The 17,382-nt window shown below is 71.3% G+C and carries 12 protein-coding genes; 6 read left to right on the forward strand and 6 right to left on the reverse strand.

What is annotated here, in order from left to right; genetic code table 11:
• Positions 1–118 precede the first annotated feature (118 nt).
• The gene (locus OV090_RS00615; protein ID WP_267701478.1) at positions 119–1,444 is read right to left on the reverse strand and encodes a hypothetical protein; all 1,326 of its coding nucleotides are present in this window, start codon (positions 1,442–1,444) and stop codon (positions 119–121) included.
• Between the two features lie 198 nt (positions 1,445–1,642).
• Positions 1,643–2,872, reverse strand: coding sequence for an aspartate aminotransferase family protein (locus OV090_RS00620; RefSeq protein WP_267701479.1), 1,230 nt, complete (start codon positions 2,870–2,872; stop codon positions 1,643–1,645).
• Between the two features lie 560 nt (positions 2,873–3,432).
• Here OV090_RS00620 and OV090_RS00625 point away from each other — a divergent pair.
• The 3 genes from OV090_RS00625 (at position 3,433) to OV090_RS00635 (ending at position 6,948) form a co-directional block, all read left to right on the forward strand.
• Positions 3,433–4,755, forward strand: coding sequence for a hypothetical protein (locus OV090_RS00625; RefSeq protein ID WP_267701480.1), 1,323 nt, complete (start codon positions 3,433–3,435; stop codon positions 4,753–4,755).
• 82 nt (positions 4,756–4,837) lie between these two features.
• A complete protein-coding gene (locus OV090_RS00630) occupies positions 4,838–5,719 on the forward strand; it encodes a hypothetical protein (RefSeq protein WP_267701481.1) in 882 nt (293 codons plus the stop codon).
• Positions 5,720–5,904: 185 nt separating this feature from the next.
• Positions 5,905–6,948, forward strand: a complete 1,044-nt coding sequence (locus tag OV090_RS00635) for a TauD/TfdA family dioxygenase (protein ID WP_267701482.1) — start codon at positions 5,905–5,907, stop codon at positions 6,946–6,948.
• Here OV090_RS00635 and OV090_RS00640 read toward each other — a convergent pair.
• Positions 6,924–7,862, reverse strand: a complete 939-nt coding sequence (locus OV090_RS00640) for a bile acid:sodium symporter family protein (RefSeq protein ID WP_267701483.1) — start codon at positions 7,860–7,862, stop codon at positions 6,924–6,926. The genes OV090_RS00635 and OV090_RS00640 overlap by 25 nt on opposite strands.
• Before the next feature lie 115 nt (positions 7,863–7,977).
• On the opposite strand from OV090_RS00640, the gene OV090_RS00645 reads away from it, so the two are divergent.
• Positions 7,978–9,801 (forward strand): hypothetical protein, encoded by a 1,824-nt coding sequence (locus OV090_RS00645; protein WP_267701484.1) that lies wholly within the window; start codon positions 7,978–7,980, stop codon positions 9,799–9,801.
• A 78-nt stretch (positions 9,802–9,879) separates the two neighbouring features.
• On the opposite strand, the gene OV090_RS00650 is transcribed toward OV090_RS00645, so the two are convergent.
• Both OV090_RS00650 and OV090_RS00655 read right to left on the reverse strand, forming a co-directional pair.
• Positions 9,880–12,162, reverse strand: a complete 2,283-nt coding sequence (locus OV090_RS00650) for a phosphoenolpyruvate carboxykinase (GTP) (protein ID WP_346660345.1) — start codon at positions 12,160–12,162, stop codon at positions 9,880–9,882.
• Positions 12,163–12,271: 109 nt separating this feature from the next.
• Positions 12,272–13,402 carry a hypothetical protein gene (locus OV090_RS00655; protein WP_267701486.1) on the reverse strand — a complete coding sequence of 377 codons (1,131 nt, stop codon included), beginning with the start codon at positions 13,400–13,402 and terminating at the stop codon, positions 12,272–12,274.
• A gap of 331 nt (positions 13,403–13,733) precedes the next feature.
• On the opposite strand from OV090_RS00655, the gene OV090_RS00660 reads away from it, so the two are divergent.
• On the forward strand, positions 13,734–15,182 hold the full coding sequence (locus OV090_RS00660; protein WP_267701487.1) for a hypothetical protein: 1,449 nt from the start codon (positions 13,734–13,736) through the stop codon (positions 15,180–15,182).
• A 173-nt stretch (positions 15,183–15,355) separates the two neighbouring features.
• Positions 15,356–16,861, forward strand: a complete 1,506-nt coding sequence (locus OV090_RS00665) for a lyase (RefSeq protein ID WP_267701488.1) — start codon at positions 15,356–15,358, stop codon at positions 16,859–16,861.
• A gap of 109 nt (positions 16,862–16,970) precedes the next feature.
• On the opposite strand, the gene OV090_RS00670 is transcribed toward OV090_RS00665, so the two are convergent.
• A complete protein-coding gene (locus tag OV090_RS00670) occupies positions 16,971–17,357 on the reverse strand; it encodes a hypothetical protein (protein WP_267701489.1) in 387 nt (128 codons plus the stop codon).
• Positions 17,358–17,382: the final 25 nt, after the last annotated feature.

Genomic DNA, 17,382 nt, shown 5'->3' on the forward strand with positions numbered 1-17,382 from the left:
GTCAGCGCGGGGCGGCATGACCGAAAGGACAGGTCCTCCGGGACATACCGTCCCCATGTCCGCAAGGACATGTCTATCAAGACATGTCCGATGACCCATTTACTGACGCGCGCCGAGCTCACGTGAAGCGGTTGCTCGGCACCGGGCTGCCGGCTCGGTGGATCAGCCGCGACCCGGCCTCGCGGTGCAGCCCGGGGCGCAGGTCCGCCGCCAGCCCCGCCAGCGCGCGGTCGATCCCCACGAGCAGCTCGAGCGGCGTCGCGCTGTCGTCCGCCACCAGCGTCGCGGCGACGAGCCCTCCCAGCTCGGCCTCGCTGCGGCCGTCAGCCTCTGCCTCAGCGACCTTGCGCGTCGCCGGATCGTACGTCAGCGCCCCGCCGGTGAACGGGTGGCGCACGACCTGGGCCAGCACCGTCCCCACGTCGGGCGCGTACGCGAACGGCTCGATCCAGTCGGTCACGTGGACGAACAGCGGCCGGCCCGGCGCGTGGCGCCGCATCCCGCCGAGGAACGCCGGATCCTCGACCGCGTCGAGGCTCCACGCCACCACGAGCCCGCGCTGTCCCGGATCGTCCGCCCACGCTTCGACCGGCAGATCCAGCACCTGCCCCGCCGCGTGCGCGAGGATCCGGCTGGCGCGATCGGGGGCGGTCAAGATCCGCTCCGGCCGCTGCCCCACCGCCGCCAGCAAGCGCTGCAGCCGCTCGAGCCCGAGCCGCTGCAGCGCCGCGGAGTCGTTGAGGAACGCGTAGCGCCCGTGCATCGGCTCCGGGTGGCCGTGCGGCGACTCGTGCAACAGCAACGACCCGTTGAGCACCGCGTGCCAGGCCGTCAGCGCGTCGTCGCCGAGGACGACGCCCGCGGCCGCCAGCGCGTCCGCCCGCGCCAGCATCCCCGCCAGCGCCTCGCGCATGAACACCAGGTTCGCCTCGGTCACCCCGGTGAGCTGCCCCAGCCGCGCCCGCGGCCGCTCGAGGTCGCCGCACATCAACCAGTAGAAGCCCGACAGATACGCCAGCAGCGGATCGTCCTCCGCCCGCCCCGAGGCCTCGATCACAAGCGCTGCCGGCCCGTAGTGCAGCAGATGCTCGAGCGCGTTCGCCAGCTCGCCGACGATCCCCGGCTGCCCCGGCGCGATCTGGTTGGCGCGCTCCAGCACGCTCGCCGCGATCGCAAACTGCCGCTGCTCCGCGAGCCACCAGCCGGCGTCGTAGAGCGCCCGCGGATCGTCCGGAGCCGCCGCCGCGCGCGCCAGGTCGACCACCCCGTCCGGCCCGGCCAGCTCGCGCGTGATCACCAGCGCCAGCGCCATCGCCTCCGCGAACGACTGGCCGTCGAGCGACCCCCCGTTCGGGTAGCCGAACACCTGCGTGAGGGCCACCCAGCCGCCGGACGCGTCCCCGGCGGCCACCTGTTCGCGGATCGAGTCGAAGCTCGCAGTCATGCAGCCTCGACCATACCACGGCGCCGAACCGCCGAGCCGCGCGCTTTTGATGCGCGAGGATGCTCCTTCGGACATGCCTGAGAGGACATGTCGTACCTCGTACGAGCCGCGGGCCCGCGAACGAGCGGCCCGGCTCGACTGCTCCCAAAGACAGGTCCCGCGATCGAGCGCCACCTGCCCGAAAAGACAGCTGCGCCGTCAGCCCGCCAGCACCTTCGCGAACACCGCCAGCGCCTCGTCGATCTCGGCCGTGGACACGATCAGCGGCGGCACGAAGCGGACCACGCGCGGCCCCGCGGGCACCACCAGGAGCCCGGCTTCGAGCGCCGCGCGGGCGATCTCGGCGGACGTGCGCGACTCCGCCGGGCCCAGCTCCGCGCCGAGCAACAGACCCCAGCCGCGCACCTCGGCGATCTTGCCCGGCGACGACTTCGCCAGCGCCTGCAGCCCCGCGCGCAGCTGCTCGCCGCGCAGGCGGGCGTTGTCGACCAGCTTGTCCTTCTCCAGCGTCATCAGCACCGTCAGCGCCGCCGCGCAGGCCAGCGGGTTGCCGCCGAACGTGCTCGCGTGATCGCCGGGCTGGAACACGTCGCAGCTGCGCTTGCACAGCATCGCCCCGATCGGCAGCCCGCCGGCCAGGCCCTTCGCCAGGGTGATCACGTCGGCCTCCACCTCGAGGTGCTGGTGGCCCCACCACTTGCCGCTGCGGCCGACGCCGACCTGGACCTCGTCGAACATCAGCAAGATCCCGCGGGCGTCGCACAGCTCGCGGATCTTGCGGAACACCGCCGGGTCGCCGGGCCGGATCCCGCCCTCGCCCTGGAGCGGCTCGAGCAGCACCGCCGCCACCTGCTTGCGCTCGCGGTCGAGCTCGACGATCGCCTCGTTCAGCGCCGTCGCGTCGTTGTACGGCACGTGCACGAAGCCCGGCACCAGCGGGTCGAAGTTCTGCTGGTACTTCGCCTGCCCGGTGGCCGTCACCGTCGCCAGAGTGCGCCCGTGGAAGCTCGCCTGCGCCGCGATCACCACCGGCCGCTCGATGCCGAGGCGCGTGTGCCCGTACTTGCGCGCCAGCTTGATCGCCGCCTCGTTGGCCTCCGCCCCCGAATTGCAGAAGAACGCCCGCTCCCCGCCCCCGAGCGCCGCCAGCAGCGCCGCCAACATGCCCTGCTCGGGGATGTAGAACAGGTTCGACACGTGGTGCAGCTTGCCGATCTGGCGCGTCACAGCCTCGACCAGGTTCTTGTGGGCATGTCCCAAAGTGCAGGTCGCGATCCCTGCCGCGAAGTCGAGGTAGGCCCGGCCCGTCGTGTCCCACACCCTGCAGCCCTCGCCGCGCTCGAGGGCGATCGGGAAGCGGGCGTAGGTCGACATCACGTGAGCATCGAACGCCTGCGCGTCGAACGGGGCGGGAGACGAAGCGGACATGGCGCCGTGGACATTCCACATCGCGCCCCCGCTGTCGAGTAGCCGTCCGCAGGGTGCCTCGCGAGGGGGCCTTGGCCCGCCGCGCCGGCGCCGACGCGCGGGGACGCAGGCCGCGCTGATCGAGACGATCCGCACCGTTCAGCCCGGCGCCCCGGCGTCCCGGTCACGCCCCTCCTCGACCGCCGCGACGAGACGACTCCGCCCAGGAGGTTCGACCTCGTCACCCCACGCGCAGAAGCCCCCTGGCCACCACCGCGAGACCACGAGGCCAGCAGCAGTCACTCGACGCCGCCTCACCGTCGCTAGCCATGGGCCCTCGCGAACTGGTCCGCCGATGAGCTCGGAGGGTCGTGCTCGCCACACTCGCAGGCGCGAGCCGGCCGTCGATCGCTCCGTCCTCCTCGCATCGGCTGCTGCCGGACGCGACGCCGACGAGACGCCCGCACGCCCATTCGCCCCGCCGCAGCGCGCGATCTCGGTCGCCCGCGCCCTGTGCGAACGCCGCGGCAGGCCCGGGGGGCGACCTCCTCACGCGCGGCCGGATCCGCTACGATCCACGGATGGCCCGCAGGAGCGAGCAGAGCCGCAACCAATTCGTCGGGCTCGTCGTCATCATCAGCGGCCTCGCCAGCCTCATCGCCATCGTGGTGTTCAGCCAGGGCAAGAACCTGTGGAGGGAGCGGGTCTCGATCACCGCCGACTTCCGCCAGGTCTCCGGCCTGCGCGAGGGCAGCGCCGTCCAGATCGAGGGCATGGAGATCGGCACTGTCGTCAAACGCGAGTTCGTGTGGGTAGACTACCCGTGCAACCCGCAGACCGAGGACCGGGGCCGCTTCGGCCAGGGCCGCACCGACGACTGCGACCGCACCATGTTCTGCGCCGCCGAGGGCCGCTGCGCCGAGCTCGAGTCGTACTCCTTCAACAAGGACCTCCACGCCCCGTGCGAGGAGGACTCGCAGTGTGGCCACGGCGAGGTGTGCGTCACCCAGGAGATGCGCCGGCGCTACCGCGGCGTGCTGTGGACCGGCGGCACCGGTATCTGCGACGGCTTCACCACCGATCACAGCCGGATCCGCGTGACCCTGTCTGTCTTTCAGGACAGCATGATGCACATCCGCGACGACAGCCGGGCCGCCATCTCGCAGAACGGCGTGCTCGGCGACCAGATCGTCCAGATCTCGGTCGGCCGTGGCGAACCGATCCAGCCTGACGGCCGGATCCAGACGACCCCGTCGATGTCCGAGACGATCGACGCAGTGAAGGAGAAGGTCGACGGCGGCTTCGTCAAGGTCGAGGAGGCCATCGGCGGGATCGCCGAGCTCGCGGCGGCGATGGGCGACGGCGAGACCGTCAAGAACATCCAGGACCGGCTCGCTGCCGGCGACGAGAACCTGCGCAACACCGCAGCCGGCAAGGGCATGGTCGGCGCCATGCTCAACGACGAGGACCTGCTGCGCAGCTTCGGCAGCTCGCTCCGCGGCGTGCAGGACGGCGCCGCCGACCTCGACCACTTCCTGGCCAAGGGCCAGAAGGCGCTGACCAAGTTCGACGACAGCATGCAGCCGCTGGTCGACGACGGCCGCAAGAAGATGGCCGCCGTCTCCAACGCCCTGCACGACCCCTACAACGTCAACGTCTCGACCCGCCTGCTCTACGACTCGCAGGGCAAGATGCTCAAGAGCGTGCAGGACACGCTCGGCAACGTGAACAAGATCGTCGCCGGCATCGAGCGCGGCGAGGGCACCATGGGCCGCCTCGTGCGCGACCCGAAGATCTACGACGACCTCGTCGAGTTCTTCCGCGGCTTCCAGCGCGACGGCAAGATCCAGTTCCTGATCCGCTGGGCCCTGTCCTCGGGCCGGCGTGAGCGTCCCGCCCGCTGACAGCCCCCTCGGACCGCCCGCACGGCCGCGGACCGGGCGAACTCTGGACCGCCGGCCCGCGCGTGCTAGCTCGCGCGCTGCGATGCCCAAGCTGTCCCACGAGGCGCTGGTCCAGCTCGTCCGCCACGCGCCGGCGCTGATCCCCGACCTCCTGTGGCCGGGTGTCGCCGCGCCGGGTCCGGTCCGGATCAGCGCCGCCGAGTTCGTCGACCTCCACTTCGCCGAGCACCGCGCCGACGCGGTCCTGGGCCTCGGCGGCGCGCCCGAGCGGCCCGACGAGGCTCTGGTCGTCGAGGTCCAGGTCGAACGAGACCCGCGCAAGCGCTGGACCTGGCCGCTGTACGTCGCCGGCCTGCGCACGCGCCTCAACTGTCCCGTGACCCTCGTGGTCGTCTCGCTCGACCGCGACGTGGCCCGCTGGTGCGCCGAGCCGATCGACCTCGGCCACCAGCGCAACGTCCTGCGCCCGTGGGTCCTCGGCCCCGAGGCCGTGCCCGCGGTCACCGACCTCGATCGAGCGCGCGAGCTGCCGGAGCTGGCGGTGCTGTCGGTCGCCGCCCACGCCGACGAGCCGGGCGTCGAACAGATCGCCCTGGCTGCGCTCGACGCGAGCCGCGAGCTCGACGACGAACGGGGGATCCACTACCCTGACTTCGTCGTCGGCCTGCTCGGCCGCGCGGCCCGCCTCGCCCTGGAGCAGCTCATGGCCACCAAAAAGCGCTGGGAACCGATCAGTGACATGTTCCGCAAGCCCTGGCTCGAGGGCATCGCCGAGGGCGAGGTCAAGGGTCGCGTCGCCGGCAAGGCGGAGCTCGTCCTCAAACAGCTCCAGCTCAAGGGCTTCAGCCTCACCGACGCCCAGCGCCAGCGCGTCCTCGACTGCCGCGACGAGGCCGTCCTCGAGACCTGGGCCGCCCGCGTCCTGGTCGCCACGCGCCTCGACGAGGTCCTCACCGACGACTAGGCCGTCCGGCCGCGACGCTGTCCGAAAGGACATCCCAGCGCCCTGCCCCGGCGCCCTCGGGTCCCATCAGCTCCGCCCGCGCCAGACCTGTCCCCAAAGCCATCTCCCGCCTCCCGGGTGCGACCTCGCCCGGCCGCATCAAGGCCCGCCCGCCACGGTCGCCCGATCTGTGCCATCGTCGGCGCATGCGACTCAGCGAGATCCGCGGCCCTGGCGGCGGCGCAGTCCCGGTCGTCGAGCCGGACGGCGACGTCCGCGTCGACGCCTTGCGCGCCTGGCTCGACGCCGAGAAGACCTGGCTCTCCGGACAGCTGCGCACCCACGGCGCGGTCCTGCTGCGCGGCTTCGGCGTGCGCGTCCCCGTCGACCTCGAGCACGTCGCCCGGGCCATCGATCCGGGGCTGAAGAACGAGTACCTCGGCACCTCCCCGCGCGACGCCCTCAGCGAGTACGTCTTCTCGGCCAGCGAGCTGCCGCCCTACTACCCGATCCCGCAGCACTGCGAGATGTCGTTCCTGCGCGACCCGCCGCGGCGGCTGTTCTTCGCCTGTCTGGTCGCCCCGCAGGGAGGCGGCGGAGAGACACCGCTGTGCGACTTTCGCCGCGTCGTCGCCGACCTCGATCCCGACGTGCGCGACCGCTTCGTCCGCGGAGGGATCCGCATCATCCGCAACTACGACGGCCCCGACGGCGGCGGACGCTTCGACCTGTGGAAGCTCAAGCGCTGGGACGAGATGTTTTTGACGACCGACCGCGCAGTCGTCGAGGCCAAGTGCGTCGAGCAGGGCTTTCAGGTCACCTGGCTCGCGGGACAGCGCCTGCGCCTCGTCAGCGAGCACGACGCCTTGCGGGCCCACCCCGAGTCGGGCGAGCCGGTGTGGTTCAACCATGTCCAGGTGTTCCACGCCGCCAGCGCCGCCGCCGAGCTGCGCCGCGTCCACGCCCGCCAGGGCGACCTGCGGAGCCTCGCCCTGTCGCAGTTCGCCCGGCTCATGATCGGCGCGCGGCGGCGCTTCACCGCGGCCGACGCCCTGCCGATGCACTGCACCTACCGCGACGGCCGCGAGATCGATGCGGCCGACCTCGAGCACCTGCGCGACGTCGTCTGGCGGCACATGGTCGTGTTCCCGTGGCGCGCCGGCGACGTCGTCGCCATCGACAACTTCTCCGTCTCGCACGGCCGCCTGCCGTACCGCGGTCCGCGTCAGGTCGTCGTCGCCTGGGCCTGAGCGTCCTCTTCGCGCAGCACCCGGCGGCGCCACACGAACGCCAGGGTCAGCCCGGCGATCAGGTGCCACACGCCCCACCAGGCCGCGATCATCGCCGTCCCGCCGAGCCCCGGGAAGAAGTCGAACGCCAGGACCAGCGCCAGCCCGGCGTTCTGGATCCCCACCTCGACCGCGATCGCCCGTCGGTCGCGGCCGGGCAGCCCGGCTGTCCTTGCGACCAGCCAGCCCGACAGCAGCGCCAACCCGTTGTGCAGCGCCACCACCCCGCAGAGCAGCCCCCAATGGTCGGCCAGGATCCCGACGTTGCGGCTCAGCCCGATCACGATGAACAGCGCCAGGCAGCCGACCGAGAACAGCTTGAACGGCCCGCGCAGGCGGTCCGCCAGCCCGGGTCGACGCGCCGCCACCAGCATCCCGAGCGCCAGCGGGGCGCCCAGCACCGCCAGCACTGTCGTCACCAGCTCATCCGGCGACAGCGCGACCGACCGGACCAGCGCCGCAGTGTCCGCGGACATGCCTGACCAAAAGGCCAGGTTGAGCGGCGTCGTCACCACCGCCAGCACCGTCCCGACCGCCGTCAACGTCACCGACAGCTCCGTGTTGCCGCGGGCCAGGTGGGTGATGAAGTTCGACATGTTGCCGCCGGGGCACGCCGCCACCAAAATCATCCCCAGCGCCACGCTCGCCGGCGGTTGCAGCACCAGCACCAGCGCGAACGTCAGCGCCGGCAGCACCACCACCTGTCCCAGGAGACCGACGACTGCCGCCCGCGGGTGACGGAGCACCGCCGCGAAGTCGCGCGGGCGCAGGTCGAGCGCCACCCCGACCATCACCAGCGCCAGCACCACGTTGAGCACCACCAGGCTGCCCGGCTCGAACGCCAGAGTCACCCGATCGAGCTCTGCGCCGGACATCGAGCCTCACCCTACCATCCCTGCACGCGGCCTACGAGCGGTCCCGCCGCCTCTGCCCCGCCATGCCCTCACGCCCGGCGCGCACATGCGCGGCCCGCCGCGTTAGGCTCGTTGCATGTCGACTCGCGCTCGCGTGGCCGCTGCGCTGCTGCTCCTCGCGGCCTGCACCGACCCTCCTCCCGCCAGCGACAGCGACGGCACCTCGACCTCGACGACCTCGACGTCCGCGACGACCTCGACCTCCGTCGATCCCACCACAACCTCATCGTCCTCGACGACCACCACCTCCACCTCGACCACCGAGGCTCTCGACCCCACCCCCTCGACCACCACCGGGACCACCGCCGTTCCGACCGGCTGCGACGCCCCGCCGCCGTGCGACACCTGCACCTGCGAGGACGACGTCTTCCACTGTCACTGCCCCGAGCTGTCCCCGGAGGCAGGTTACCTCGACGTCGACGGCGTCGACTACGAGATCGGCGAGGGCGACGTCGTCATCCCCATGACCAGCTCGCCGGCGCGACTTTTTTACAGCTTCCACCCCGCCGACGACGATCCCGGCGACGCCCCGCTCCTGCTCCTCTTCAACGGCGGCCCCGGCGTGTCGACCGGCCTGATCCTCGCCGGCAACACCGCCCCGCAGACCCTCGGCGAAGACCTGGGGCCCGTCCCCAGCCCCGCGCCCTGGACCGCGCTCGGCCACCTCCTCTACATCGACGCCCGCAACACCGGCTTCTCGCAGCAATCGATCGCCGACCCCTCGCAGATGGGCCTGCGCTCGGCCGAGCTCAACAGCCGCAACTTCAACAGCTACCTCGACGCCGCAGACTTCGCCCGCGCCCTCCTGCGCTTCTGGGACGACCACCCCGCGCTCGCCGGGCGTCGCCTCGTCCTCGTCGGCGAGAGCTACGGGGGCATCCGCGCCTCGATCCTGCTGCACATGCTGCTGTTCCCGGCCCGCTACGAGCAGGGCCCCGGCCGCTACCGCGACCCCGCCCTCGCCGCGGCGATCGCCGCCCACCTCGCCGCGCGCTTCCCCGGCGACGAGCCCCCCGGCCCCGACCTCGTCGCCGGCGAGCTCGGCCACCTCGTCCTCGTCCAGCCCAGCCTGGCCGGCGCCGCCCAGCAGGCGCGCGCCGGTGACCTGCTCGAAGCGCCAGGTTCTCCGGTTCATGTCCTCGCGGACAGCATCGGCCTCGAGTTCGTCGCCTGCGCCGCCAAGCCCGACCCGTGCGACCCATGGGCCAACGCCATCAACTTCGTCGAGAACGCCGGCCGCAGCCGCTACGACATCGCCGGCTCCGGCACCTGGCTCAGCGACCTGTTCGCCCGCACTCGCGCCGGCCTGTCGCGCCGCGACACCCTCGCCGCAGTCTTGCAGGTCGCGCCCGAGGCCATCGACGGCCTCGCCGCCGCCGACCGGCCGACCGCCTTCCGCGTGCGCAACCCCGGCGACTATCCGGCCGACGCCCCCGACCTCGCCGATCACCTCGGCGCCCTGCCGGCGTGGGACCGCTACTTCCTGCCGTTCTCGGTCGAGGCGCTCGACGGCTTCCGCGGCCCGGCCGCGATCATGGCCGGCGTCCACTCGAGCGACCCGCACTACGGCGCGCTGTTCCTCCACGACCTCGCCTACGCCCGCGTCTTCATCACCGACGCCGCCCGCGACCTCGCAGTGTGGGGCCCCTCGATCGCCCCCACCCTCGAGCTGTTCAAGAGCGTCGTCGTCGGCGTCGAGCACGTCGACGACCTGCCGCAGGGCAGCGAGCGGCCCGGCGAGCTGCACGTTCAGTTCCGCCCCGACGCCTTCGCCGGCGAGCCCGACCCCGGCCTGCGCACGATCCGGCTGGCCCCGTACGACGCCTCCCACGCGGTCACTTACGACCGCCCGGTCGAGCTGCGCGCCGACGTCGCCGCCTGGCTGGCCGAAGCGCCATGACTCGACGGACATGCCCGATCGGGCATGCACGAAGGGCCATGGCCCGAAAGCCACGGCCCTCGCATCCTCAACCGACGCTCACAGGCGGCTGATCAGCAGCTCGCGCTCGAAGATCATCGTCTTCGGCAGCGCCTCGGACAGCTCGAGGAACAGCTCCTCGTGCGACAGCGTCTGCTTCTTGACGCGGTCGCGCGCGTAGCCCATCAGCTCGTCCCACTGGGCCTCGGAGAAGTCGAGGCCGCGCCAGTCGATGTCGTGGTAGTGGGGGATCCAGCCGAGCGGCGACTCGACGCCGATGGCCTGGCCGCGCGAGCGCTCGACCACCCACCGCAGCACGCGCATGTTCTGGCCGAAGCCCGGCCACATGAACTTGCCGTCCTTCTTGCGGAACCAGTTGACGTGGAAGATCCGCGGCGGCTCCTTCACGCGCTTGGCCATCGACAGCCAGTGGCGGAAGTAGTCGCCCATGTTGTAGCCGCAGAACGGCAGCATCGCCATCGGATCGCGGCGCAGCGCCCCGACCTGGCCCTCGGCCGCGGCGGTCTGCTCCGAGCCCATGGTCGCGCCGATGTACACGCCGTGCGACCAGTTGAACGCCTGGTAGACCAGCGGCACGTCGTTCATGCGGCGGCCGCCGAAGATGATGGCGCGGATCGGGACGCCGGCCGGGTTCTCCCACTCGGGGTCGATGACCGGGCAGTTGCGGGCCGGCGCGGTGAAGCGGGCGTTCGGGTGCGCCGCGTTGCGGCCGCAGTCGGGCGTCCAGTCCTTGCCGGTCCAGTCGATCAGGTGCTTGGGCGGCTCCTTCGTCATGCCCTCCCACCACACGTCGCCGTCGTCGGTCAGCGCGACGTTGGTGAAGATCGAGTCGCGCGCGCACGAGACCATCGCGTTGGGGTTGGTCTCCATCGACGTGCCCGGGGCCACGCCGAAGAAGCCGGCCTCGGGGTTGATGGCGCGCAGGTTGCCCTCGGCGTCGGGCTTGAGCCACGCGATGTCGTCGCCGACGCAGGTGACCTTCCAGCCGGTCATCTCCTTGGGCGGGATGAGCATGGCGAAGTTGGTCTTGCCGCAGGCGCTGGGGAACGCCGCCGTCACGTAGGTCTTCTTGCCGTCGGGGCCCTCGACGCCGAGGATGAGCATGTGCTCGGCCAGCCAGCCCTCGTCGCGGGCCATCGCCGAGGCGATGCGGAGCGCGAAGCACTTCTTGCCGAGCAGCGCATTGCCGCCGTAGCCGCTGCCGAACGACAGGATCGTGCGCTTCTCGGGGAAGTGGGTGATGTACGTGTTCTCGGGGTTGCACGGCCACGCGGGGCCGGCGTCGCCGGGCTCGAGCGGCTGCCCGACCGAGTGGACCGCCTTGACGAAACGGCCGTCCTCGCCGAGCGCCTCGAGCACCGCCTTGCCCATGCGGGTCATGATCTTCATGTTGGCGACCACGTACGGCGAGTCGCTCAGCTGCACGCCGACCTGGGCGATCGGCGAGCCCAGCGGGCCCATGCAGAACGGGATCACGTACATCGTCCGCCCGCGCATGCAGCCGTCGTAGAGCCCGTTCAGCTTCTTGCGCATCACCAGCGGGTCCTCCCAGTTGTTGGTCGGGCCCGCGCCCTCCGGCGAGGCGCTGCAGATGAACGTCCGGCTCTCGACGCGCGCCACGTCGCGCGGGTCCGAGCGCACCAGGATGCTGTTGGGGCGCTTCGCGGGATTGAGGCGAATCGCCGCGCCGCTCTCGATCAGCAGCCCCAGCATCCGATCGTACTCGGCGTCCGAACCGTCGCACCACTCGACGCGGTCCGGCTTGCAGCGCGCCGCCCACTCGTCCACAAAGCGTTGCAGCTCTTGGTGTTTCGTCTTGGTCTCGCTCATAAGTACCTCGTGCGCTCGGCGACTGTTATGCGTCGCCAAGCCTACCCCGGGGGGCCGGGTGGGGGTAAGAAAACTCAACCGTCGGCCATGCGACGGACTTGGAGGTCCAGCCACCCGGGCGAACGGCGTCGGACGCCCGCGCTGCACCACGCGCAGGCGATTGCACGGGCGTGCCGCCGGGCCGCGTGACCGAACTCTGCCAGGGCGATCGCCGGCGGCCGAGGTCGCCGGGGCCCGCCTCGGCCGTGACTCACGCGTGCCGCCGACCTTGCGACGCGATGCCCGGACCCGGCACATTCCCTCGTTCTCGCGGCGCGTCGGCCCCGTGCGAGCACCGCACGCTCGTCGTGCGCCCGCTCGCCCGTCGCCGGCCGCTCCCCCGGATCGGACGCCGATCTCGCGCCGCAGCCTCGCCCCGGCGCACGGTCGGGCTCGCCGACGCGGCGAGGCCTGCGCACCGCTCGTCCCAGCCGCGGGCTCGCCGCGCGACATGTCCCCAGGGACATGCCCGCGAGACCATGCCCCGAGGGACACTTCACTCCCCGCGCCCGGTCCCGCCTCGCGTCCCCGGGCAACCTGTCCCCGGGGACATCTCCACCCATCACTGCGGGATGAGCGGCGCGCAGGTCGACACGCCGGCGCCGACGATCCGCAGCGGCGCGTCCTCGACCACGACCTTGAGGTCTTGCACCCCGTTGCCGTCGCTGTCGTCGTAGTCGAGGTGGGTCACCTCGCTGGTGCTGTCGGACTCCTTGTCGGTGAAGAAGTAGAAGTCGCCGCCGAAGAACGCGAACGCGAACCCGCCGCCGGTCTTCACCCCGGGCAGCGGCGTCACCTCGATCGTCGCGCCCGTCGCCTTGTCGACCTCGACCAGGACCGACGGATCCGGCCCGGCGAACAGGAACGCCCGGCCGTCGCCCGTGCCTGTCACTTCGGCCAGGCCGTAGTCGCTGAGGCCGTGCGGCTCCACTGCCAGAGTCTCGGGGTCGACGCTGAAGAACTCGCTGACCATGTCGCCGTTGGCCACCCCGTTGTAGTGGTTGCCGTAGATCCGGTCGCACTTGTCGTCGGCGCTGTTCGACACGAACGCCATCCCGAAATTCTCGATCCCGTTCTGCATCGGCACGAAGCCGGGGTCGCTGCACTGCGTCGTGTCGGTGACGTCGATCTTGCGCAGCTTCATGTCGCTGTACTGGACCCACGCGAAGCCCTCGCGGTCGACCCCCATCGAGAACGTCGACGGCGCCAGGCCGCAGTCGGCCGGCCCCAGCAGCTCGAAGTCGTGCGTCTGCGGGAAGTACTTCCACAGCTGCGCCGTCTTCGACAGCACGAAGATCCCGTCGTCGAGCGGCACCTCGAGGTCCGGGCACGGGCACTTCTCCTCGACCACCCCCGTCGTGCTCGTCTGCTCCGTGGTCGCGGTGCTCGTGCTCGTGCTCGTACTCGTCGCCTCGGTCGTCGTCGTCGTCGACGGCTCGTCGGTGGTGCTCGTGCTCGTCGGCGGGGCCGCGGTCGTCGGCGTCTCGCTGGCGGTTTCGCTGGCGCCCTCGCTGCCCTCGCTGCTCGGACCGCCGCTGTCGCTGTCGCTCGCGGCCGTGGTCGTGCTCGTGAGCCCCTGCCCGGTCACGCCGGTGATGCCGGTCCCCGCCGACGTGTCGGCGGTCGTATCGCCCGCGCTCCCGTTGCAAGCGGGGAGCAGCACGGCGGCCAACAAGACGTAAGTCGTTCGCATGGCGGCACCATACCCTCCCGCCGGGCCCGCGCGTCGGCCCTGGAGCGGCGGCCCGCAGGCCGGCGCGCCCCTCCGCGCAACCCGGCACACGGCGCGCGCGACATCGCCGCTCGCGCTCGCATGTCCCATCGGACATGTCGCATTCGCCAGGACAGAGCCTCACAGTCTCCCCGATCCCGAAGCGGCCTCGACCCTCGCGCTTGCAGACCCGCCCACCCGGGTTATGACCTCTGCGACGCGCTTCGAGCCGCGCGTGGATCCACACGACCCGTGCGCGAAAACCCCCGGGATAGCGCTTGCGGCGCGCTACCGAACCACCGATGGTATTTTCATGTCTCTTCCGTCTCGTTCGCTCGTCCTCGGCACCCTCGCCTCTCTCGCGCTCCTCGGCTGCGGCGACGACAAGGCCGGCACTGCGAGCGCGACCATGGGGACCACCACGATCACGACCGCCCCGCCGCCGACCACCGGCGGCACGTTGCAGCCGACCACCACGGACGGCAGCGCCAGCGGCGACGCGACCATGACGGGCACCACCACGGCCACCACCGAGGGGGTGACCAGCACCGGCGTGCCCACCACCACCGGCAGCACCACCGAGCAGGTCAAGTTCGACCTCGGCGTCCAGCCCGACGGAGGCACCAGCGGCTGCAGCGGCAACGGCGGCGGCGGTGGCATGCCCGAGTTCAGCTTCATCTGGATCGCCAACTCGGTCGAGGGCACCGTCAGCAAGATCGACACCTTCACCGGCGTCGAGGTCGGCCGTTACGTCACCGGTCCGGACACCTCGGGCCTCGGCGACGCCAACAACGGCCCGAGCCGCACCTCCGTCAACCTCTACGGCGACGCCGCGGTCGCCAACCGCAACGGCGGCGTCACCAAGATCGCCGCGCGCCTCGAGGACTGCCCCGACACCAACGGCAACGGCGTCGCCGACACCTCGACCGGCCCGCTCGACGTCAAGGGTTGGGGCCAGGACGAGTGCGTGCTGTGGCACCACCCGACGCCGACCAACCCGCTCGCGTACCAGGAGGGCCCGCGACCGCTCGCGTGGGTCGGCGAGATCCAGCCCGACAAGTGCCCGGCCAAGAACCCGCCGCTGTGGTTCGGCTATTACAAGCAGGGCCAGAACCTCGGCGCCTTCGAGCGGCTCGACGGCGCCACCGGTCAGACCCTCGACATGGTCGACGTCCCGTGGAGCGGCAACGCCTGGGGCCCCTACGGCGGCGCCGTCAACAAGGACGGCGACTTCTTCGTCACCGGCTGGTCGTCGGGCCCCGCGATCCGGATCGCCCACGACACCCTCGAAGTCACCGTCTTCACCAACAACGGCTTCCCCTCCTATTACGGCATGGCGCTCGACGCCAAGGGCGAGCTATGGGTCGCCGGCTGCGACAGCAACATCTACCACCTCGATCCTGCCTCGCAGATCTGGACCGTCGTCGGCACCGGCCCCGGCTGCATGCGCGGGCTCATGGTCGACAAGATGGGCCGCGCCTTCATCGCCCACAACGGCTTCCCGGGCGGGATGGTCGTCGTCGACACCAACACCAAGACGATCTTGAACCCCAACGTCCCGCTGCCCGGCTCGGTCACGCCCGTGGGGATCAGCATCGACGTCGAGGGCTACGTGTGGGTCGTCGACCAGGGCGGGTGGGCCTACAAGGTCGACCCCGAGACTTATCAGGTCGTCCTCCAGGTCATGGGCCTCAACCAGCCCTACACCTATTCGGACATGACTGGCGCCGGCCTCGACCTGGTCGTCAATCCGCAGGGTTGAGGCCCTTTCACATGGCTCCGAGGACATGTCCCGGACGCCAGGGCCAGACCCGCGCGCCCGCGCGCGCGATCGCGCCGGGCGAAATCGACCAGAGAGGATCCACTCATCCGCTGACAGGTTAATCCACGCGGACAACCACCCGAACTACCCGGCGCTTCCGCATGATGGGAACCATGCAGAAGACAAGCGTTGGCAAGCGGTGGTTGGCGGCGCCCCTGGCGGTGGGGCTCGCGGCGTGCGGTGACTCGGGGACGGCGACCGGCACGGATACGGGCGGGATGACCCAGGGGTCGACGCTCGACCCGACGCAGGGGACCACGGCGACGACGGTGCCGACCGGCACCGACTCGACCAGCCCCACCACCGCCTCGGGCTCCGAGTCCAACGGCGAGACGACGACGACCAGCACGACCGCGCCGACGACCACGATCTCGCCGACCTCGACCGGTCCCGACACGACGACCACCGAGAGCACCGCGACGACGACGACCAGCACGACCTCGACGACGACCACCGAGGGCACCACCACCACCGAGGGCACCACCACCGCGGGCACCACCGGCAACCCGGTGTGCGAGCCCGGCGACGGCATGGGCATGGGCCCGGTGGAGAAGAGCTTCATCTGGATCCCCAGCCAGGACCTGAGCGACGTCGCCAAGATCAACACCCAGACGCTCGTCGAGGTCGCCCGCTACAAGACCGGCCCCGGCGGCGACAGCCCGTCGCGCACCGCCGTCAGCGTCGACGGCCGCTTCGTCGTCGTCAACAACCGCGAGACCGGCACCTCGTCGATGTTCGCCGCCAACCTCGAGGATTGCGTCGACAAGAACGCCAACGGCGTGATCGACACCTCGCAGAACAAGAACGACGTCCGCCCGTGGATGGCCGACGAGTGTCTGCTCTGGCACCACCAGTGGCCGTACGCCGGCGGCTTCTCCAACGGCCCGCGCGGCGTCACCTGGACGCCCGGCACCTGGGACTACAACCTCTGCCAGTACGTCCAGCCCAAGGTGTGGCTCGGCTACAACGCGCCCGGCGGCGTCGCCCACTTCGTCCGCATCGACGGCGAGACCGGCACCATCGAGGAGACCATCCCGGTCCCGAACTGGAACGGCCAGGGCTACGCCCCCTACGGCGGCGCGCTCGACCCCGAGTTCCGCCCGTGGTTCGGCGGCCTGCGCGGCGAGTTCCTGCGCATCAACACCGACCAGAACCCGATCACCGTGTCGCGCTGGACCGCGCCGTTCAACATCCAGTCGTACGGCTTCACCGTCGACGCCGACGGCAACCCGTGGTTCGCCGGCTGCTCCGGCCCGGTCAGCACCTTCGACGCCGACACCGAGCAGTACACCTCGGTCCCCGGCACCAACGCCTGCTTCCGCGGCATCACGGCCGACAAGGACCACGTGTGGGTCGCCTCCAACGGCCCGTGCGCGCTGCTGCAGATCGACCGCCAGACCAAGACGCTGGTCGCCAGCCACAACACCAACCCGTGCTCGACCGCGATCGGCCTCAGCGTCGACACCGAGAAGTTCGTGTGGCTGGTCGACCAGGAGGGCTGGGCCTGGAAGATCGACCCCGACAACGTCCCCGCCATGCAGCAGGTCCAGGTGCCCGGCAGCCACTACGTCTACTCCGACATGACGGGCGGCCAGCTGCAGAGCATCTTGCCGATGTGAGCCCCGCGGGGCCCCGCCCCCTGCCGACGCGCCGAAAGGGCATGTCCTCGCGGACATGCCCTTTCGCACATTCTCGAACGAGCATGTCCTTTCGGACATGCTCGCGCGCTCACTCGCAGGTCAGGTTGTCGTAGCTCGCAGGGATGGTGGCGACCGCCGCCGTCTTGCCGGTGATCCCCGGCGAGCCGGCAAAGCTGCTCGCAGTGGGCGGGACGGTGCCGCCGGCGCCGGCGTCGACGAGACGCATGCCGGTGAACGTGTCGCCCGGCGTGAACACCTTGATCCGGCCGCCGCCGCCCCCGCCCCCGCCCCACGCCCACGTCTCGTTCTGGTCGCCGAGCCCCGGTCCGCCGTTGCCGCCGCGGGCGTCGAACGAGCCGGCCCCGAGCACCGAGTCCGCGGCGACGACGATGCCGCCGCCCGAGCCGCCGCCGCCGCCGGCACGGTAGCCGCACACCGCGTTGTCACCCGGCGGCTCCTCGCCGCGCGCGCTCACCGAGCCGTCGAATTGTGCATCCCAG

This window comes from Nannocystis sp. RBIL2, from assembly GCF_026626745.1.
In the GTDB taxonomy this organism is placed as follows: domain Bacteria; phylum Myxococcota_A; class Polyangia; order Nannocystales; family Nannocystaceae; genus Nannocystis.